This window comes from Novosphingobium sp. RL4, from assembly GCF_035658495.1.
GTDB lineage: Bacteria > Pseudomonadota > Alphaproteobacteria > Sphingomonadales > Sphingomonadaceae > Novosphingobium.
This window is the reverse complement of record NZ_CP141945.1, coordinates 158,284-177,307: the sequence shown is the minus strand read 5'-3', so window position 1 is coordinate 177,307 and position 19,024 is coordinate 158,284. Positions and strand designations below refer to the sequence as shown.

The window sequence follows — 19,024 nt, the reverse complement described above, 5'->3', positions numbered from 1 at the left end:
ATCCGGGTGGCCGGATCGGAGTTGAGCGAGGCCGAAGCGGTCCGGGCCGCGCTCGCCGGGCGACAGGCAGGCTATTCCGCTCTCATGGGCTTCCACCGGGAGGCGGTATTTCGTTTCGCAAGAGCGCATGTCGGCAACGAAGCAGATGCGCTCGACATAACGCAGGAGGCCTTCGTCGCTGCCTTTCTGGCGCTGAGGCGCTATGATCCGGCACGGCCTTTTCGGGCGTGGATTCTGCGGATAGCGCTCAACAAGTGTCACGACTGGGCGCGTCGCCGCAAGGTCCGGCGCTTCTTCTCCTTCGCGCTGCCGATCGAGGAAGCGGCCGGCGTTGCCGATGGCGGGCTCGATCCCGAACAGGGATTGGCCTCGCGCCGACAGGTCGCGCATATCCATGCGGAAATCGCGGCGTTGCCCGATGCGCTGAAGGAACCGCTGCTGCTTTGCGCGCTGGAGGGGCTATCGCAGGATGAAGCCGCATCGATCCTGGGGATCAGCCGCAAGGCGGTGGAAACACGAATTTATCGCGCTCGGCAAAAATTGTCGCATCTCTCCGAGGGGTAGCAGCCCAGACGGCGTATGAAGAGCATGACGCCGCGCGATACTCACCATAGTCACCTGCTCGAACGCAGACGTTTCCTCTCGCTGGGCGGTGCATTCGCCGGGAGCCTTGGCATGGCGGGGCTGTTCCCGGCTTGGGCAAGAAGCGGGACGGCGGGCATTGTCCATGCGAGTAACCAGCCCGGTGTGCTGTCAGGCGATACCATCGCGCTTCAGATCGGCGAGAGCCATTTTGCGACCGGCGGGCGCTCGGGTCATGCGGTGACCGTGAACGGCACACTGCCCGCGCCGCTGCTGCGCCTGCGTGAGGGCGAGACGGTGCGCATCGCCGTCACCAACCACCTGAAGGAGCAGACCTCGATCCATTGGCACGGGCTGCTGGTGCCCTTCCACATGGACGGTGTGCCGGGCGTCAGCTTCCCCGGCATCGATCCGGGCGAAACGTTCGTCTACGAGTTCCCGCTCACCCATTCGGGCACGTTCTGGTACCACTCGCACTCCGGCATGCAGGAGGCGGAAGGGCTGTTCGGCCCGATCGTGATCGACCCCGCCGGCCCCGATACGATCGCTTGCGACCGTGAGCATGTGCTGGTTCTATCGGACTGGAGTCCGATCCATCCGCACGAACAGATGCGCCGCCTGAAGATGATGGGCGGCTACTTCAACCGGCAGCGCCAGACGCTTGCGGGGCTGCTGGCAGGCAAGGACCAGTCGCTGGCCGACCGCCTCGCCTGGGGGAAGATGCGCATGGATGCGACCGATATCTCGGACGTGACCGGATCGACCTACAGCTTCCTCGTCAACGGCCACGGCAATGCCGAGAACTGGACCGGGCTTTTCGCACCGGGCGAGAAAGTACGCCTGCGCGTCATCAACGCCTCGTCGATGACCAACTTCAACTTCCGCATCCCCGGCCTGCCGCTGACCGTGGTGGCAGCGGATGGCAATCCTGTGCAACCGGTCGAGACGGACGAAGTGCAGATCGCGATTGCCGAGACTTACGACTTCATCGTCGAACCCGGCACCGCGGAAAGCTACGGCGTGATCGCCGAGGCCATCGACCGCTCCGGGCTCGTGCGCGCGACACTGGCACAGCGGCCGGGTCTCGTCGGCGAAACGCCGAAGCTACGTGAGCGTCCGGTCCTCACCATGCGCGACATGGGCATGGACATGAGCGGCATGGATATGGGCGAGGGCGGCGAGATCGATCTCAGCAAGCCCGCCATCAGTTCGATGAGCGGCCATTCGATGTCGATGCGCGATCCTTCGGTCGCCGCCGGCGTGAAGATGGGGCCGGGAGTTGCCACGCTCTCGCCGATGCCCGCGGACCGACTTGCCGACCGGCCGACCGGGCTGGAAAGCGTCGATCACCGCGTGCTGACGTACGCCGATCTGCGCTCGCGCGACCCCAATCCCGATCCGCGCGTGCCGAGCCGCCAGATCGACGTGCACCTGACTGCTGCGATGGAGCGGTACATGTGGTCTATGGACGGCGAGGCGATGTCGGAAAACCCGGCACCGATACCGTTCCGTCTGGGCGAGCGCGTGCGCGTCAATCTCATCAACGACACGATGATGCCGCACCCGATCCACATCCACGGCCACTTCTTCGAACTTGTCAGCGGCGAGCCGGGGAACCGCGCGCGCAAGCACACCGTCAACGTGCTGCCGGGCGGCAAGGTCTCGTTCGATCTCACTGCCGATGCAGAGGGTGACTGGGCGTTCCACTGTCACATGCTTCTGCACATGCACGCCGGGATGATGCGCGTGGTGACGGTGCGCCGGGAGGGAGAAGCCTGATGGCAAGACTCTTCCCGATCCTTACCTCGCTCCTGCTGGCCGGTTTTCCGCTTGCAGCACACGCGCAGGAGAGTGAGGCTGCATCCTCACGGGCCGATGAACATGCCGGGATGGACCATGCCAGCATGAACCATTCGCAGATGGACATGTCCGGCATGAACATGAGCGAAGCGGACATGAAAGGCATGGATCACTCCGCCCACGTCATGCCCGCAAGCACCGTCTCCGATGAGCCGGGCGATGCTCCGCCCCCCCCGGTGCCGACCGATTTTCCCGCCGACCGCTTCTTCGCGCCTGACCGCATGGCCGCCTCGCGCGCGGCAATGGTGAAGGAGATGAGGTTCAACACCTTCGCCCTTCAGGTTGATCAACTGGAATTCCGCACCGGCAAGGGCGGCGACGGTTTCGGCTGGGAAGGGCAGGCGTGGTACGGCGGTGATATAGACCGGATCGTGCTGGCCAGCGAGGGTGAGGGCACATTCGGTCAGCGTGCCGAGCGAATTGAGCTTAACGCCTACTGGCGCCACGCGCTGGACCCTTGGTTCAACCTGCAACTCGGTACGCGGCAGGACTTCCGACCCGATCCGCAGCGAACCTACGCGCTGGTTGGCATCGAAGGACTGGCGCCTTACTGGTTCGAGTTGCAAGGTCAGTTGCTCGTCTCGAACAAGGGCGACATTCATGCACGCGGCAAGGCGGGTTACACCCAGCGCATCACGCAGTCACTGGTCGTCGAGCCTGAAGCCGAGATAGATTTCGCGTTTCAGGACGTGCCCGCCCTGAGTGTTGGCGCAGGCTTCGAGCGTCTCGAACTGGGTGCTCGGCTTCGCTACGAACGCAACCGCTCGCTAGCGCCTTACGTTGGCGTCAACTGGGAGCGTAAACTCGGCGGAACGGCAGACCTCGCACGGGCTGCTGGTGAGGATGTTTCCGGTGTTTCAGCGGTATTCGGCGTGCGCGCGATGTTCTGATTTACGCATTTCACGGCTTCCCGCTTCGCGATTTCTGCACGACCCTTTGCAAAGTCGCGAAATCGATGGCGCCGGGAATGAGGTAGTCGCCTATAACCAGCGAAGGCGTTCCTGAGAGACCAAGGGTCTCCGCCAGCCGTCCGGTCCTCTGTAAGGCCGCATCGATGTCATTGCCGTGGAGCTTGAGGTCGGTCTGCAACCGGGGCCAGTCGACACCGGCGCGCGCCGCTGCCTGGCGAATGGTTGTTGCATCGAGCTTGACCGGGCCAGCCATCAGGGCGTCATTGAAGGCAGCGTGCTTGCCCTGATAGCGCGTTGCCATGGCAACGCGAGCGGCCTCGCGCGATAGGCCTCCGAAGATTGGCCAGTCCCTGTAGACGACACGCAGCTTTCGGTCTGAGGCGAGGAGCCGGTTCAGGTCTGCGTGAAACTTGCGGCAGTATGGGCACTGGTAGTCCGAGAAGACGACCACGGTGACATCGTAACCTTGCGGAGCCAGGATTGGGACGCCCGGATCGTTTGCCAGGGCCTCCTTCATGCGGGCGCGCTCCTGAGGAGAGGCGATGGTCTCGGCCCTTGCGTCAAGGGAGCCCTGTCCGCAACCCAGGAATGCGGCGAGCGCAATGGCCAACCCGGAGATGGCCGGTCCCATGCCCAATTTCATATCGTGAATTCCATTCAAAGCTCTTGCGGCGGCGCTGCGCCAGATTGGACGGGACCGCAAGCCCCTATGTAACTGGACATTCCCGCAAACGGATGATGCGCAGACTTGCGCCTTCGGCCGATCTCCGGCCGACGCGGAAAGAATGAACGTCGAGGTTTGACGCATCATCCGGGCCTAGCTACCGCGTGAGACATGATCGTTCTGCTTTCTCCCGCCAAGACCCTCGACTTCGAACGGACGTTGCCCGCGATTGCCGCCACGACGCCGCATTTCACCGAGGAAGCGCATAATCTCGCCAAATCGGCGGCCAACCTCTCGCAGAAGCGTTTGGCGGAGCTGATGCGGATCTCGCCGCGCCTCGCAAAGCTCAATGCGGACCGGTTCCGCGACTTTGCCGAACTGCCCGAGCGACAGGCGCTTTATGCCTTTGCCGGCGATGTCTACACGGGGTTCGAGGTGGACACGCTGGACGAGCCGGGTGTGGACTTTGCACAGGACCATGTGCGAATTCTGTCCGGCCTTTACGGGCTTCTCCGGCCATTGGATGCGATCCGTCCCTATCGCCTGGAAATGGGTACGCGCTGGGCGCCCCGGCACAAGAAGTTGACCGACTGGTGGGGTGACCGCATCGCAGCGCTGTTGCGCCAGCAGGTCGCGGACGAGGGGTCTGGCGTAGTGCTCAATCTGGCCAGCCAGGAGTATTTTGCCGCCGTCGAGAACAAGCTGAAGGGCTTGCGCGTCATTCACGTCGACTTCCGCGAGCCAGGCCCGGACGGCCCCCGTTTCGTGAGCTTCAATGCGAAAAAGGCCCGCGGCATGATGGCGCGGTGGATGTGCGAGCATCACATCGTCGATGCAGATGCGATGCGCGGGTTTGACAGCGACGGATATCGGTTCGCCCCGGACGAAAGTGACGCCGACAATTGGCGCTTCATCCGGTCATGACCGGAAGAGGCGAAGCGTCCGCCGTCGTCGTCGGGGCATCGGGCGGCATCGGTGCCGCTTTCGAAGCTGCGCTGATCGAGGAGGGGGCTTTCAGGGTCGTTCACGGCTTCGCTCGGTCCCGTGGAGGATCGCAGCACCTCGATCTTCTTGACGAGGCAAGCATTGCGGAAGCGGCCGGACACATTGCCAAGGGGCCAGCGCCGACCTTGATAATCGTAGCGACTGGCTTGCTGCACAGGGAGGGTCTCGCCCCGGAAAAGGCGTTGGCGGATCTCGATCCTGCATGGCTTGCAGAAATCCATGCCGTGAACGCCATCGGTCCCGCGCTTATCGCGAAACACTTCCTGCCGCTCATGCCGAAAGGCGGACGAGGGGTATTTGCGGCACTTTCGGCGCGGGTCGGTTCGATAGGGGACAATCGTCTTGGCGGATGGCATGGCTATCGCGCGTCGAAGGCGGCGCTCAACATGCTGGTGCGCAATCTTGCCATCGAGGAACGTCGCCGCAATCCCGGCGCGATCGTTGTTGCCTTGCATCCCGGCACCGTAGACACTGCTCTGTCCCGGCCATTCCAGGGCAATGTGCCGCCCGGGCGGCTGTTCGACCCAGAGCGTGCCGCTCTGCAATTGCTTGACGTCATCGAAGAGCTGAAAGTGCCCGATAGCGGCAAACTGCTCGACTACGAAGCGAACGAGATTCCATTCTAGCCGATACTTCCAGCCGCTTTTCCTGCCAGCCGCTTTTCCTGAGCGCGTCTGTGGCTGGCCGGCGTCAGCGCCGCTGACGTCGCAAATCAGCGATAGCGTCAGGACTACACGAAGTTTTCTGGAACATTACGCCTCTCCTGTCATTCCATGATCGCAGCCGTAAAATGTTTCCGGAGTGTGAATGATGCTGTCTCGAAATGCGCAGCACCGGCCATCGCCGGCGCCAATCGTCCTGGGCAGCATCATTGCAGCGATCGGAGCGATACTGACGATAGGCGGGGTCTGGCTCGCAGGGCTGGGCGGCTCGGCCTACTATATTCTTGCCGGGATCGGCCTGCTCGGTTCGGGAGCGCTGCTTCTGCGCAGGAACATCCTCGGCGGCTGGCTTTACTGCATAATCTTCGTGTTGACGGTTATCTGGGCCCTGGGCGAAGTTGGCACAAACAACTGGGCGCTGGTGCCTCGGGTGGTCGCACCGCTTGTCCTGCTGGTGGCTTGCTTCCTGGTCATGCCAACGCTTTCGGTTCATCCGGCACGCTGGAAATTCGGCCTTGGCGCAGCCGTTGCCGGCATAGCCCTGGCCGGGGTGACCGCGACGATCTTCGCCCGCATGGCCGATCGTGGCCCTCAATCGGCTCTGCCAGATCTGCGTTTCGAGATGAGCGATCCTTCGCTGGCCTCCGCGGGAGACGATTGGCCTGCCTATGGCGGCAGCGAGGCGGCTCGCCGCTTCTCTCCGCTGGGCCAGATCACGGCAGCCAATGTCGGCAAACTCAAGCGAGCCTGGCTCATCCATACCGGCGATACACCGTCGTCCGCAAAGATCGCCAAGACTTACGGCGGCGAGAATACGCCGCTGAAGGTCGGCGACATGCTCTATGTCTGCACGCCTAAGAACATGGTTCTCGCGCTGGATCCAGCCACGGGCAGGCAGCGTTGGAAGTTCGACCCCAAGGTTGCGGACGATGCCATTCCCTACACGGCGGCCTGCCGCGGCGTCAGCTACTTTGCGGTTCCGAATGCGCCGGCCGATCAGCCCTGCGCCCGGCGGATCATCTACGGAACGCTCGATGCCCGCCTCTTTGCGCTTGATGCGCGTACGGGCGCGCGCTGTACGGGCTTCGGCACGAACGGGGAGGTGGATACCAAGATCGGGATGGGCGACACTCCTCCGGGGTATGTTTCCATCAACTCTCCGCCGACCATCGTTCGCGGTGTCGTCGTAACCGGCCATCAGGTGTTGGACGGGCAGGATCGCTGGGCACCTTCCGGTGTGATCCGAGGCTTCGACGCGATCACCGGCAAGCTGCGCTGGGCCTGGGACATGATGCACCCGGACTGGAACGGTTACCCCCCGCAAGGACAGACCTGGGCCCGAGGCACGCCGAACATGTGGACTATCGCCAGCGGCGACGAGCAACTCGGTCTCGTCTACCTGCCGATGGGCAACGCGGCGGCCGACTATTACTCCAGTTTGCGTCGTCCGCCGGAAAGGGACTTTGCCACTTCACTGGTCGCGCTCGACGTGGCAACCGGCAAGCCCAGGTGGAAATTCCAGGCGGTAAGGGATGACGTCTGGGACTACGACTTCGGCGCACAGGCGACGCTGGTGGACTTCAAGGGAACGCCGGCGCTGGTGTTGCCATCGAAGCAGGGCGATATCTACGTGCTGGACCGGCGCACCGGCCAGCCGCTGACACCTGTCGGCACCATCAAGGCGCCGGGAGGTGGGGTCGAGCCGGCGCAGCGGGCACCGGTCCAGCGGGTGTCCCTGTGGCATACCTTGCGCAAGCCGGATCTGACCGAGCGGGACATGTGGGGCATGTCGCCGATCGACCAGATGATCTGCCGTATCCAGTTCCGCAAAGCGAGCTACAAGGGCTTCTTCACCCCGCCGGAAAGCGATCGCCGCTCGATCGAGTATCCCGGCTATAACGGGGGTACCGACTGGGGCGGCATTGCGGTTGATCCGCGCCGGGGTGTGATCATCGCCAATTACAACGACATGCCCAATTACGTGCGCCTCGTTCCTCGCGCGGAGGCGAACAGGAAGGGCTGGGCGCCGCGCGATCAGGCACGAGGCGAGATCGGCGGTGCCGAAGGCGCGGGCGATCCGCAAGCCCACACGCCTTACGCGATTGACGTCAATGCCGGCTGGCGCCTGCCGCTCACCGGCATGCTCTGCAAGCAGCCTCCCTATGGCGGTATCCGCGCCATCGACATGGCGACCGGGCGTACGATCTGGGATCGTCCTCTGGGTGAAGCACGCACCAACGGGCCTTTCGGCATCCCTTCGATGCTTCCATTGACGATCGGGACGCCGAACAACGGCGGCGCTGTCGTAACGGCGGGCGGAGTGATCTTCATTGCGGCCGCGACGGACAACCTGATCCGCGCAATCGACCTGAGGACCGGCAAGGTCCTATGGAAGGACGTGCTGCCTGCCGGCGGCCAGGCCACGCCGATGACTTACATGATGAACGGCAAGCAATACCTGGTGATCGCTCCGGGCGGTCATCACTTCATGGAGACGCCGATCGGCGACGAGGTCATCGCTTATGCATTGCCCTGATGCGGTTGTTGATGACCACGCTCGGTCGAATTCGCTGGAAAATGCGTTTCGTAAGTAAGATGACATTACCGAGGCGATGTCCAAAAATGGCTCCGGGGAAACTTGCCGATGACCGACACCCAGAACGAACGCGGTTCCCTGAAGGGCATCAGTGACTACAAGGGACCGGCAGGGGGCTGGGGGGCTCTGGCGGCCGTTGCCCGGACGGTTCGCGAACAGATGAAGGCAAGCCCGGATACGCGGGCTTTGCTCCAGATGAACCAGCCTGACGGGTTCGACTGTCCGGGATGCGCCTGGCCCGATCCTAAGCATACATCCTCCTTCGAGTTCTGCGAAAACGGCGCCAAGGCGGTAACCTGGGAAGCGACCGTCAAACGCGTAGACCCGGAGTTCTTCGCGCTCCATTCCGCCAGCGAGCTTTGGGAGTGGAGCGACCATCAGCTTGAGGACGCAGGCCGCCTGACGGAGCCGCTTCGCTATGATCCTGAAACCGATCACTTCGTCCCGATCGGTTGGGATGAGGCCTTCATGCGGGCAGGGGCTGCCTTGCAGGCGCTCGACCATCCCGACCAGGCGGAGTTCTATTGCTCGGGCCGTGCCTCGAACGAGGCGGCCTTCCTCTACCAGCTTTTCGCTCGTGAGTTCGGGACCAACAACTTCCCCGACTGTTCGAACATGTGCCACGAAGCCACCAGCACCGGTCTTCCGAAGTCCATCGGCATCGGCAAGGGCACAGTGACGCTGGAGGATTTCGACCACGCCGATGCGATATTCTGCATCGGTCATAACCCCGGCACGAACCATCCCCGGATGCTCTCGACGCTGGCGGCTGCCTCCAAGCGCGGCGCGCAGATCATCGTCGCCAATCCCATGCGCGAACGCGGACTTGAAAGGTTCAAGTCTCCTCAGCACCCGACCGAAATGCTGTCTACGCACGCCACGCCGCTGGCCTCGGCCTATCATCAGGTCCGTATCGGCGGCGACATGGCCATGTTGAAAGGGATGATGAAGGCCCTTTTCGCGATGGAAGAGGCCACGCCGGGAATACTCGACCAGGCCTTCATCTCGGAACATACCGAAGGCTTCGAAGCGCTGCGGGCCGATATCGAAGCAACCTCATGGACGTGGATCGAAGCGGAGTCCCGTTTGGCGCGGGAAGCCATAGAAAGCATGGCGCAAGTCTATGCAGCGGCAGGGCGGGTCATCGTCTGCTATGGCATGGGCATCACCCAGCATCGCCATGGCACCCAGAACGTGCAGGCGATCGCCAATTTGCTGCTGCTCCGCGGCAATTTCGGCAAGGCCGGTGCCGGGATCTGCCCCCTGCGCGGGCACAGCAACGTTCAAGGCGACAGAACCGTCGGCATCACCGAAATTCCCGCAGAGGACATGCTGAAACGGCTTGATGCCGCGTTCGGCATCAAGTCCCCGCGCAAACATGGCCACAACGCGGTGGAAGCCCTGGCGGCGATGCGCGATGGGCATTCCAAAGCGCTGATCGCGCTTGGCGGCAATCTCGCGGTGGCGATGCCGGACCCGGAGGCCTGCTTTGCCGCGGTCCGCAATCTTGACCTCTCGGTGAACATTCTCACCAAGTTCAATCGCACCTGCCTGCTCACAGCCAGGGAAACCCTTGTTCTGCCGTGTCTTGGACGCACCGAACTGGACATGCAGGACGCGGGACCGCAGTGGGTCACGGTGGAAGACAGCATGTCGATGGTTCACGCCTCTCACGGTAAACTCAAGGCACCGGGGCCGATGGTCCGGTCCGAACCCGCGATCGTGGCGGGTCTTGCCAGGGCCGCGATGCCGCAGAGCAGGGTGCCCTGGGACGAACTGGTCGCCGATTACGATCTCATCCGCGACGGGATCGAAGCCGTCTACCCGGACTTCCGCGACTTCAACGTGCGTGTTCGCACGCCCGGCGGATTTCGGCTGACGATCGGACCAAGCGAGCGTGTCTGGCATACCCCAAGCGGGAAGGCGCAGTTCATCACGCATCCTCATGTCGAGGATGCGGCAAGCAAGCCGCTGCTGCTTACGACCATTCGCAGCCACGACCAGTACAACACAACGATCTACAGCCTTGACGATCGCTATCGCGGCGTAACCGGGCGTAGGGATATCATCTTTGCCAACGAAGTCGATCTGGCCATGCTGGGTCTGGCTCACGGCGATGCCGTGGACGTGACTGCGACCGGCGGCAGGACGTTGGAGGGATTTACCGTGGTGAAACACGCCATCGCACGGGGATCGCTGGCAGCTTATTATCCGGAAGCCAACTGCCTCGTTCCGCTTGACGATTATGATCCGGCCAGCGGAACGCCTGCCTACAAATCGATTCCTGTGACGATCCGGGCAGCGAGCTCAGCCTAATTCGGCGAGCAAAGGGCTCGATCATCACTCTTCACGCAGAATCAATGCCAAGATCGATAATGAACATTATGTTAAACCATGCACCGCTGAGCGCGGTGTCACGGGCCCTGACCTAGATTTCCTTGAGATCCGTGACGAACTCGTAGCGATCCCCGCGATAGACCGAGCGCGTGAATTCCACGATCTGCCCATTGGGAACCCTCGTCGTTCGCTCGATCCGCAGCACTTCTGAATTCTGCTGAACACACAGGATGCCGGCCTCTGTCTGTGTGGCCAACGAAGCGCGCACACGCTGGGTGCCGGATGTGGGACGAAAACCGTGCGCTTCCAACGCCTGATAGAGGGAATCTCCCAGACTATCGAGGTCCGGCATGAACTCCGCAGGTATCACGGCATGTTCGATCGCCAGTGGTTCGCCACCGGCAAGGCGCACGCGGCCAAGACGGGCGACACGCGCCGTGGCGGGGACTTCGAGAGCCGCAGCCTCCTCCTCGGTGGGCTGCGCGTAGGACTTGTAGATCCAAACGACGCCGGGGTTCTCGCCACGTGAGCGGGTGTCGTCGCTGAAACTGCTCAACCGCGAGCCCGCCGTTTCGATCCGCCGGGCAACGAACGTGCCGGACCCCTGCTTGCGGACCAGTACGCCTTCATCGATCAGCTGTTCGATGCCCTTTCGCACGGTAACGCGCGAAAGGCCGGCCATTTCGCTGAGATCGCGCTCAGAAGGCAGTGCGCTGCCCGGATCGATCCCGCCGCTGCTGATATGCTCGCGCAGGCTGCGGGCGAGTTGCAGATAGAGCGGCGTCCCTTCCTCGCTTCGCGTCCAGGCAATGTCACGCATCTTCGGTCAATCTCGCTTTTCCAGCACCTGCATGACTTCGCGCAGACTGCCCTTGTGTGCATCGAGCAGTTCCTGCCCTTCTTCGGCCGAAACACCGAGCGCGACAATGACGCCGAGCCGGATTTCGTTGTCTGCCGCTTCGAGAGCGCGTGCCGCAACGTCGGCATCGACCCCGGCGATATCCTGAACCATGCCCCTGCCCCGTTGCAAGAGCTTCTCATTCGATATGCGCATGGCGACCATGCGGCCCTGATAGACGAGGCCCAGGCGGATCATGATCGCGGTGGAGAGCAGGTTGAGTATCGCTTTCTGCGCCGTTCCCGCCTTCATGCGCGTCGAACCGGCGACGATCTCGCTCCCGGTCACCGCCAGAATGGCGTGCTCGGCCTTCTCCAGCAGGACCGAACCGGGATTGTTGGCAATCCCGATGGTCAACGCGCCCACTGCCCGCGCCTGTTCGATTGCGGCAACGGTATAGGGCGTGCGGCCGCTGGCGGCGACGCCGATCACGATGTCGGAAGGCCCGATCCCGCAATTGCCGATATCGGCGCGTCCGGCCTCCACATCGTCCTCGGCTCCTTCATAGGCTTCCGTAAGCGCGCTGGTGCCGCCGGCCATGAGGAACACCATGCGGCTCATGGGCCAGCCATATGTCGGGTAGAGTTCCGTACCGTCCTGCACCGCAAGGCGGCCAGAGGTGCCGGCGCCGACGAAGACGAGGCGGCCGGTTTCGCCAAGGCGCCCGGCTGCTGCTTCCGCGGCGCGGGCGATGGCGACGGTCTGCGACTGGATCGCCGCTATGGCCGCCATCTGGCCTTCGAGCATGGCTTCCACCGCCAGTTCGGTCGGCCAGAGGTCGAGATCGACGTAACGGGGGTCGAGCGCTTCAGTTTTCATGTTGTCCTTTGTCCCTGTCCGGTGACGTTTATCTGGCCGGGGATCATTATTCGGCCGGGGCCATGTGCTTGCCCGAACCTGCAGGAGCGGCGCAGACGAGGAAGGCCACGACCGTGCCGATGCAGAGCTGGAACGGGAACGACAGCCCATTGAGGATCGGCGGAAGGCCGATGGCGTGCGCGATACCGGGCTGAAGCAGCAGAATGGTAACAAAGCCGACAAGCAGTGCCGCGATGACCGAGCCCGTGGTGCCCCGCCCCGTAAACAGCGCGGTGAAATAGACACCCAGCAGGCCGGCATATGTAAATACCATGACTTGCAGCGCGAACTCCAGCAGTCCCATGTCGCTGTAACGCTGCCAGTAGAACGAAACCACCGCCATCACGAACATGGCAAAGCCGATCACGCCCATGCCGGCGCGTCCGGCCGAAACGAAATGGCGTTCCGGCGCCGGGCCGCGCTTTTCGCGCCAGGGACGATAGAAGTCCTGCACCAGCACCGATGACATCGCGTTGAGCGCCGAATTGGTGGTCGCCACTGCGGCAGCGCAGATGCCCACGGTTACGAGACCGCGCAGGCCGCCGGGAAGCTGGGTGAGGATGTAGTGCATGAAGATGCTGATCTTCTCGCCGCCGAACTCGTTTCCTGCCGCCGCCGTGGCGCCGCCCATCAGGTCTGGCCGGTCATAGAAGACATAAAGCAGGAGGCCGATGACGATGAACATGCCCACCACCGGAATGGTGGCCAGAACCGAAAGGTAGAGGCTGCGCGCGCCGGTCTTGGCGTCCTTGCACGAAAGCAGGCGCTGGGTCGTGTCCTGATCCATGCCCGCATTGGCGATATAGAGCAGCGACAGACCGGTGATGATCGCGAGCATCGAGAACGGGCGTGAAAGGTCGAGCGAAAAATCGAAGAACTTGAGCTTGTTGACACCCTCGGGGGTATTGGCGAGGCCCTGGATGATATCGCCGGTGGTGGCCGGGATCGACATGCGCAGGAACACCAGGACGGCTATGGCCGAACCGAGGTAGACGACGAACTGGATAAGATCGTTCCAGAGGACCGACTTGAGGCCGCCCACGAACGTGAACAGCACGCTCGCGACGACGAGAACGGCTGCCGCGATCATGATGCCTTGCGCATCGACGCCGCCGGTGATGACCATGGCAAGGGCGATCGCGGCCAGATAAACACGCGCACCGCCCGCGAATACACGGCCGACGAGGAACATGCCCCCTGCCCAGCGTGTCGCCTTCTCGCTGAAGCGCAAGGTCAGCATTTCGTAGGCCGTAGTCGCCTTGATGGCGTAGAAGCGCGGGATCATGACGTGGGCGACGAAGATCGCGCCGATCAGTCCGCCGATATTGCCGCTGAGATAGGTCAGGTCGCCGTGATAGCCATAATCCGGGCCACCGAGAAATGTCGCTGCCGACTGGGTCGCCGACAGTACCGAAATCGCCGCGAGCCAGGCCGGAACGCTGCCGCCCGCGAGAAAGTATTCATGCGCGGATTCGGTCTTGCGCGGCGTGAAGATCCAGCCCCCCGCAACCAGCAGCAGCAGGTAGGCGGCTATCACCAGCCAGTCTGCCATCGAGAAAGGGAGCGTCATCGAATTCATCTCCGAACCCGGCCCTGAACGGGATTCCCGTTATCAGAGCCTTGCAAAAAAGCGGGCGCCCGGCCGGAGGAGGAGGTTGACCGGGCGCCGCGCAGGGTGGGTTTTCCTCAGATATGCGCGGTCAGCGAGAAGCCGATCGTGCGTCCGAGGATGTCGTATGTGTCGGGGAAGGTGTTGAAGACACCGCCCGTCGACACATAAGGGGGATTCTTGTCGAAGAGGTTGTAGACGCCGGCGCTGAAGGTGATCGCGTCGGTAAACTCATACGAGGCGGACAGATCGAAGGTGTTCTGGGCCGAGATCGTCTCGGTAGACCCGACGGTGCTGGACCGGACCTTGCCGATGCGCTGCCAGTCGAACTGGACCACGCCCTTGTCGAACAGCCAGGAGAGGCCGACCGTGTGGCGATAGTCCGGCTGCACCAGCGTGGTGCCGTCGCTGGAGCAGGTGGCGCCGAAGGTGCCCTTGCACTGGACCGCCGAAACCGTCGAGTTTGCCTGGATCAGGTACGAGGTGACGATGTTGCCCTGATAGCTCAGGCGCACACCTTCGCCCGGCAGGAATGCCGGATGCAGGGTGTAGCTCGCCGAGATGTCGAAGCCGCGCTGCAGCAGACGGCCCAGGTTCTGGTTGTTGACGTAGGCGTCCTTGAAGGTGCCGTCCGCGTTGCGCGTCACCAGCGAGCACAGCGGGTTGCTGGCGGTCGGATTGGTGACGTAGCAGCTCGTGATCGCCGCGATCGGCTGGATCACGCCCACGGCGCCGCGCAGGTCAAGCTCGTACCAGTCTACGGTCAGGTTCAGGCCCGGAAGGAAGGTCGGTGTGAACACGGCGCCAAGCGTCGTGGTGTAGCCGGTTTCCGGCTTGATGTCCGGATTGCCGCCGTAATAGTAGTTGCCGGTCAGGTAGCTGGCAGACGTGGAATCCGCAGAGCCGACGGCCGGCGCACCGAAGCGGGCGCACTGGGCGGCGTCGCCGGTGCCCAGCACGCACGGATCGCCGCCGTAGCGCGGCTTCAGGCGGTCGACCGTCACGAGGTTGCTGAACGGCAGCGACGAGGTGCTGGCTGCGAACTCACCGAAGTTCGGCGTGCGCAGGACGCGCTGGTATGTGCCGCGCAGGCGCAGGTTGCGATCGACTTCCCAGTTGCCCTCGACCTTCCAGGTGCCGTGCGTGCCGAACATGTTGTAGTCCGACAGACGGTAGGCGCCGCCCACGTCGAGCTTGCGGATCAGCGGCAGGTCCCGAAGGATCGGCACCAGGACTTCGCCGTAGAGTTCCTTGACGTCGAACGAGCCGCTGTAGGCAGCCTGGACGCCCTGGCGGTAGGTATTGCCGGTCAGAAGCGCCGTATCCTGGTCGATGCTGGCGGTTTCGCGGCGATATTCGACGCCGACGGCGAAGCCGATCGGACCGGCAGGCAGCGAAAACAGCTCTTCCAGAGTGCCGCTCAGGGTTGCCGCCGTGACGAACTGGTCACGCTTGCGGTTGAACCCGTTGATCGAGCTGCCAAGGGCATCGGCGAGTTCGGTCTGGTTCGGGCCGAAGATGTTGACGCTGTTGACGATCGAAGCGAAGTTGTTGGCGCCGGTCGAGCTGGTGACGAGGCCATCGCCGGTAATCAGCGTGTTTTCGGTCGAACGGCCGTACTGGGCGTAGACGTTCCACTTCACCGCACTGGTCAAGGGACCGCGCAGGCCGGTCTGGAGCTGAAGCGTGTTCCGCTCGGTTTCGTAGTTGATGAGGCCGAGTTCGGCGAGCGAACGCGAAACGTTCACCTGCGCCGCTCCGTTGACGAAAGTCAGCTGGTTGCGGATGTCGTCGGTGAGGTACGGATTGCTCTCGCTGATCGAGACAGTGCGGTTCACAGAGGCCGGGGTTGCGCCGGGGGTGCCGGTCTCTTCGGTGCGCGAATTGGTATACATCGCGCGGCCGTAGACTTCGACCTGGGGCGTGATTTCATACTTGAACAGCGCCGCGACGTTGATGCGCTTGAGCGGCGATACCAGCGGGTAGCGGTCCGAGATGTTCGAGGTGGCCGAGGGGCTGGTCGTGAAGTCGCCGCTGTCGGTGAAGCCGAACTTGCGGCCGCTGGCCACGTCGGTGAAGACGCCGCCGATGCTGGGGATGGTCTGGTTGGGGGTTTCCGCCCAGTCCCGCTGTCCCGAGCGGATCAGGTCGCGCTGGGTGTAGTCTGCCGCGATGACGATGTGGCCGCGATCGCCAAGGCCGGTGCCCATCATGATCGAGCCGCCGTAAGTGGCGCCGCCATGTTCGGACAGGCGGCTGGTGGCCGTGCCGCGAATGCCCTCGAAATCATCGTTCAGGATGAAGTTCACGACACCGGCGACCGCATCTGCGCCGTAAACTGCGGCAGCGCCGCCGGTCAGCACGTCAACGCGCTTGATCAGCGAGGCGGGAATGGCGTTGACGTCGGCCGAGTTGCGGAAGCTGAACGGCGTTGCGCGGGTGCCGTCGATCAGGACGAGCGAGCGGCTCTGGCCGAAGTTGCGCAGTTCGAGAACCTGCGCGCCGAAGGCGTCGCTGCCCTGCGAACCCTGGCGAACGCCGCCGGAAAGCTGCGGAAGCTTGGTGGAGAAGTCTTCAACGGTGAGCGCCGACTGCAGCTTGATCTGCTCTTCGCCGGTCGAGGCGACGGGGCTGCTGGACGTCAGGCCGGCTACCGCAATGCGGGTGCCGGTGACGACGATGTCCGCGGTGGTGTTTGCGTCTTCGCCCGAATCGGCTGCCTGCGCGAAAGCGGTACCCGGCGCCTGCGAAAGCGCGATGGCGAGAGCTGCGATTGCCACGGTATGTCGTTGAGACTTAACCATTTATGACTTCCTCATTTTCGTTTCCCTGGACCCAGATCCCGTCGTTTCTGGTGCGACCCGAAGACTCGACGGCGTGCCTTTTTAGCGTTTTTGCACCATGCATACCTGTCATGGATATGTAAAGGTGTGGTATTCAAGTGGTGATATAAAATTTGGCAGGATATCAGACCAATTCGAGCGCGGCCGGTTCCGGGCGCCAGATCGTGCCCCCGGTGAGCGGGCGGGCGACCCCGGTCGTGCCGGGGAAGGTGAGCGGCAGGCCGCGCAGGCTGCGCGCCGCCAGGAAAGCCATCGCCTCGGCTTCGACGAAGTCGCTCCGAAGGCCAACTTCGTCCGCCGTCCGGCAGTCTCCAAGCCGATCGCGCAGGGCCTGCATCAGCGTGGGATTGTGGCTCCCGCCCCCGCAGACGACCCAGACTTTCGGCGCCTGCGGCAAGGTGCGGAGCGACAGTGCAACCGCTTCCGCCGTGAAGGCCGTGAGCGTTGCCGCCGCGTCCTCCAGCGAACAGGCCTCGGCCCATTCGAGAGGAAAGTCGTATCGGTCAAGCGACTTCGGGCCTTCTCCCCGGAAATGCGCGTGCGAAAGCAGGTCCGTCAGCACATCCCGATTGACCGTGCCTGCCGCCGCGATCCGGCCGCCATCGTCGTAGCGACCGGCGCCATGCGCCTGAACCACCTGATCGATAAGACCATTTCCCGGCCCCGTGTCGAACGCCACCAGCGATCCGTCTGCTCCGATCCAGGTGAGGTTGGCCACGCCGCCAAGGTTGAGGAAAGCCACCGGCCCATCGAGCCCGATCCGATCTGCCAGCGCGGCATGATAGGCCGGGACCAGCGGAGCCCCCTGCCCGCCCGCCATGAGATCGTCCTGCCGCATCTGCGCCACGACTGAAATTCCCAGCGCATCGGCCAGCACCTGCGGGTCGCCGATTTGCACGGAAAGCTTGCGCTCCGGGCGATGGAGCAGGGTCTGCCCATGGAATCCGATCAGGTCCGGCCGCCGCCCGGCCCGCGCGATCACGTCGAAACCGGCGCGGACATGCGCGCCCTCGATCACATCCGCCGCCAGCGCGAAGGATCGGGGCTCTTCACCCTGCCCGTCCCACGCCAGCGCCTCATGCGTGGCCCGTTCGAGCACGGCGCGTTCGGTCGCCGAAAAGGCGATCATCGCCGACGGCCCGAAAGCATCGATCCGCTCTCCATCGGTTTCGATCAGGGCGACATCGACACCGTCGAGCGAGGTTCCGCTCATGTATCCCATGACCAGCATCAGCGCGCATCCTCCCAGCTACAGACAACAAGGCTGGCATCGTCGCGCGGCTTCACGCGGGCAAAACGATGCAGCGAATCGGGCTCGTCCTCGAGATCGCGCAGCAGCCCAAGCCAGCGCGCCCAGTCCTCCTGCCCGGAAATGGCGAGGAGATCGGCCGGTGCCGCCGCGCCGAACAGTTCGACGAGGCGCAGAAAACCGTCACTGGCGATGGCGAATCTCTGGCCGGGCCGCACGGGCATCCGCACTTGCCAGAGATGATCCGCAGCGGCCGGCTGGGTGCCGAGCACCCAGTAGCCGCCATCGCGGTTCATCAACCGGCGATTGGCGCGCAGCCCCGGCATCAACCGGGCCTTGAGCGCCTCGAAACCGAGATCGCCCTCTTCCGCGACAATCGCCTTCATCGCCTCGATCGTGCGGGCCTCGATCGCATCGAGCGCGGAACTGCCGAACAACCGGGCGCCGCCGCCGCTTTCGCATGCCGCGATTCGGCAGTCGGCCAGGGTCGTGAATTCCGCCTCGCCGCCGATGATCCGCACCATCGCGAAGGCCGCCGAGGGGTGCTCGTGCGGGCCGTCCGCAGGCCTGACCTGTTCGCGTGCCAGCGCTTCGGCGCATCCGGCCATGACCTGGCGGAGCAGTTCCACGGTCGGAATTTCCGGCGCTTGCGCTAGCGTGTCGGCCAGGAGGTCGCCGGCCTTGCGCGCCAGCCAGGAAGCGTCGCTCGGCGCGCCGAGCAGCGATGGCCCGATGCCGGTGGCACCGTCGATCACCCATGCCGCATCGCCCTGATAGCCGAAGCGGTCCTCATTGACTTCACCTTGCCCATCGGAGGCGGCAATCTCGATCCTGAGCATCGGATTCTCCCGTCACAATTCACTTGCGATGTAAGACCGGTATCACGACGACGGTAAAATATAAAACCACTTTAATGCCACTTGTACCAAAAATCGAAACTGGTATCTGTC

14 protein-coding genes are annotated in these 19,024 nt (G+C 63.4%); 7 read left to right on the top strand and 7 right to left on the bottom strand.

Annotated features, from left to right (window positions below; genetic code table 11):
* Positions 1-6: 6 nt before the first annotated feature.
* Genes U9J33_RS18190 through U9J33_RS18180 form a run of 3 tightly spaced genes read left to right on the top strand, consistent with a single transcriptional unit; the run spans position 7 to position 3,332 of the window.
* The gene (locus U9J33_RS18190; protein WP_054441939.1) at positions 7-564 is read left to right on the top strand and encodes an RNA polymerase sigma factor; all 558 of its coding nucleotides are present in this window, start codon (positions 7-9) and stop codon (positions 562-564) included.
* 24 nt (positions 565-588) lie between these two features.
* A complete protein-coding gene (locus U9J33_RS18185) occupies positions 589-2,361 on the top strand; it encodes a copper resistance system multicopper oxidase (RefSeq protein ID WP_185999699.1) in 1,773 nt (590 codons plus the stop codon).
* Positions 2,361-3,332 (top strand): copper resistance protein B, encoded by a 972-nt coding sequence (locus U9J33_RS18180; protein WP_185999698.1) that lies wholly within the window; start codon positions 2,361-2,363, stop codon positions 3,330-3,332. The genes U9J33_RS18185 and U9J33_RS18180 overlap by 1 nt, the downstream gene beginning before the upstream one ends.
* Positions 3,333-3,342: 10 nt before the next feature.
* Here the strand turns inward: U9J33_RS18180 and U9J33_RS18175 are convergent, their stop codons facing one another.
* Positions 3,343-3,870, bottom strand: a complete 528-nt coding sequence (locus U9J33_RS18175; RefSeq protein WP_324699632.1) for a DsbA family protein — start codon at positions 3,868-3,870, stop codon at positions 3,343-3,345.
* A 318-nt stretch (positions 3,871-4,188) separates the two neighbouring features.
* On the opposite strand from U9J33_RS18175, the gene yaaA reads away from it, so the two are divergent.
* The 4 genes from yaaA to U9J33_RS18155 all read left to right on the top strand — a co-directional run bounded on the left by yaaA (position 4,189) and on the right by U9J33_RS18155 (position 10,596).
* Complete coding sequence (gene yaaA / locus U9J33_RS18170; RefSeq protein WP_054441937.1) at positions 4,189-4,941, top strand: peroxide stress protein YaaA; 753 nt, start codon at positions 4,189-4,191, stop codon at positions 4,939-4,941.
* Positions 4,938-5,648 (top strand): SDR family NAD(P)-dependent oxidoreductase, encoded by a 711-nt coding sequence (locus U9J33_RS18165; RefSeq protein ID WP_054441989.1) that lies wholly within the window; start codon positions 4,938-4,940, stop codon positions 5,646-5,648. The genes yaaA and U9J33_RS18165 overlap by 4 nt, the downstream gene beginning before the upstream one ends.
* 184 nt (positions 5,649-5,832) lie before the next feature.
* On the top strand, positions 5,833-8,220 hold the full coding sequence (locus tag U9J33_RS18160; protein WP_132468916.1) for a membrane-bound PQQ-dependent dehydrogenase, glucose/quinate/shikimate family: 2,388 nt from the start codon (positions 5,833-5,835) through the stop codon (positions 8,218-8,220).
* 108 nt (positions 8,221-8,328) lie between these two features.
* Complete coding sequence (locus U9J33_RS18155) at positions 8,329-10,596, top strand: FdhF/YdeP family oxidoreductase (protein WP_185999697.1); 2,268 nt, start codon at positions 8,329-8,331, stop codon at positions 10,594-10,596.
* Positions 10,597-10,708: 112 nt separating this feature from the next.
* Here the strand turns inward: U9J33_RS18155 and U9J33_RS18150 are convergent, their stop codons facing one another.
* From U9J33_RS18150 to U9J33_RS18125, 6 genes are all read right to left on the bottom strand, one after another.
* The gene (locus U9J33_RS18150) at positions 10,709-11,437 is read right to left on the bottom strand and encodes a GntR family transcriptional regulator (RefSeq protein ID WP_054441935.1); all 729 of its coding nucleotides are present in this window, start codon (positions 11,435-11,437) and stop codon (positions 10,709-10,711) included.
* A gap of 6 nt (positions 11,438-11,443) precedes the next feature.
* Positions 11,444-12,334, bottom strand: a complete 891-nt coding sequence (locus tag U9J33_RS18145) for an N-acetylmuramic acid 6-phosphate etherase (protein ID WP_185999695.1) — start codon at positions 12,332-12,334, stop codon at positions 11,444-11,446.
* 46 nt (positions 12,335-12,380) lie between these two features.
* Positions 12,381-13,943 carry a sodium:solute symporter gene (locus U9J33_RS18140; protein WP_185999694.1) on the bottom strand — a complete coding sequence of 521 codons (1,563 nt, stop codon included), beginning with the start codon at positions 13,941-13,943 and terminating at the stop codon, positions 12,381-12,383.
* Positions 13,944-14,059: 116 nt separating this feature from the next.
* Complete coding sequence (locus U9J33_RS18135) at positions 14,060-16,786, bottom strand: TonB-dependent receptor domain-containing protein (protein WP_185999693.1); 2,727 nt, start codon at positions 16,784-16,786, stop codon at positions 14,060-14,062.
* 163 nt (positions 16,787-16,949) lie between these two features.
* Positions 16,950-18,056 (bottom strand): anhydro-N-acetylmuramic acid kinase, encoded by a 1,107-nt coding sequence (locus U9J33_RS18130; RefSeq protein ID WP_324699631.1) that lies wholly within the window; start codon positions 18,054-18,056, stop codon positions 16,950-16,952.
* Positions 18,056-18,913, bottom strand: a complete 858-nt coding sequence (locus U9J33_RS18125) for a protein phosphatase 2C domain-containing protein (protein WP_185999691.1) — start codon at positions 18,911-18,913, stop codon at positions 18,056-18,058. The genes U9J33_RS18130 and U9J33_RS18125 overlap by 1 nt, the downstream gene beginning before the upstream one ends.
* Between the last annotated feature and the right edge of the window lie 111 nt (positions 18,914-19,024).

Excerpts from the sequence above, each read along its gene's own strand:
- U9J33_RS18150 (WP_054441935.1), bottom strand. The coding sequence starts at position 11,437 with ATGCGTGACATTGCCTGGACGCGAAGCGAGGAAGGGACGCCGCTCTAT.
- U9J33_RS18145 (WP_185999695.1), bottom strand. The coding sequence starts at position 12,334 with ATGAAAACTGAAGCGCTCGACCCCCGTTACGTCGATCTCGACCTCTGG.
- U9J33_RS18185 (WP_185999699.1), top strand. The coding sequence starts at position 589 with ATGACGCCGCGCGATACTCACCATAGTCACCTGCTCGAACGCAGACGT.
- U9J33_RS18180 (WP_185999698.1), top strand. The coding sequence starts at position 2,361 with ATGGCAAGACTCTTCCCGATCCTTACCTCGCTCCTGCTGGCCGGTTTT.
- U9J33_RS18155 (WP_185999697.1), top strand. The coding sequence starts at position 8,329 with ATGACCGACACCCAGAACGAACGCGGTTCCCTGAAGGGCATCAGTGAC.
- U9J33_RS18125 (WP_185999691.1), bottom strand. The coding sequence starts at position 18,913 with ATGCTCAGGATCGAGATTGCCGCCTCCGATGGGCAAGGTGAAGTCAAT.
- U9J33_RS18140 (WP_185999694.1), bottom strand. The coding sequence starts at position 13,943 with ATGACGCTCCCTTTCTCGATGGCAGACTGGCTGGTGATAGCCGCCTAC.
- yaaA (WP_054441937.1), top strand. The coding sequence starts at position 4,189 with ATGATCGTTCTGCTTTCTCCCGCCAAGACCCTCGACTTCGAACGGACG.
- U9J33_RS18175 (WP_324699632.1), bottom strand. The coding sequence starts at position 3,870 with ATGAAGGAGGCCCTGGCAAACGATCCGGGCGTCCCAATCCTGGCTCCG.
- U9J33_RS18160 (WP_132468916.1), top strand. The coding sequence starts at position 5,833 with ATGCTGTCTCGAAATGCGCAGCACCGGCCATCGCCGGCGCCAATCGTC.
- U9J33_RS18135 (WP_185999693.1), bottom strand. The coding sequence starts at position 16,786 with ATGGTTAAGTCTCAACGACATACCGTGGCAATCGCAGCTCTCGCCATC.
- U9J33_RS18165 (WP_054441989.1), top strand. The coding sequence starts at position 4,938 with ATGACCGGAAGAGGCGAAGCGTCCGCCGTCGTCGTCGGGGCATCGGGC.
- U9J33_RS18130 (WP_324699631.1), bottom strand. The coding sequence starts at position 18,056 with ATGCTGGTCATGGGATACATGAGCGGAACCTCGCTCGACGGTGTCGAT.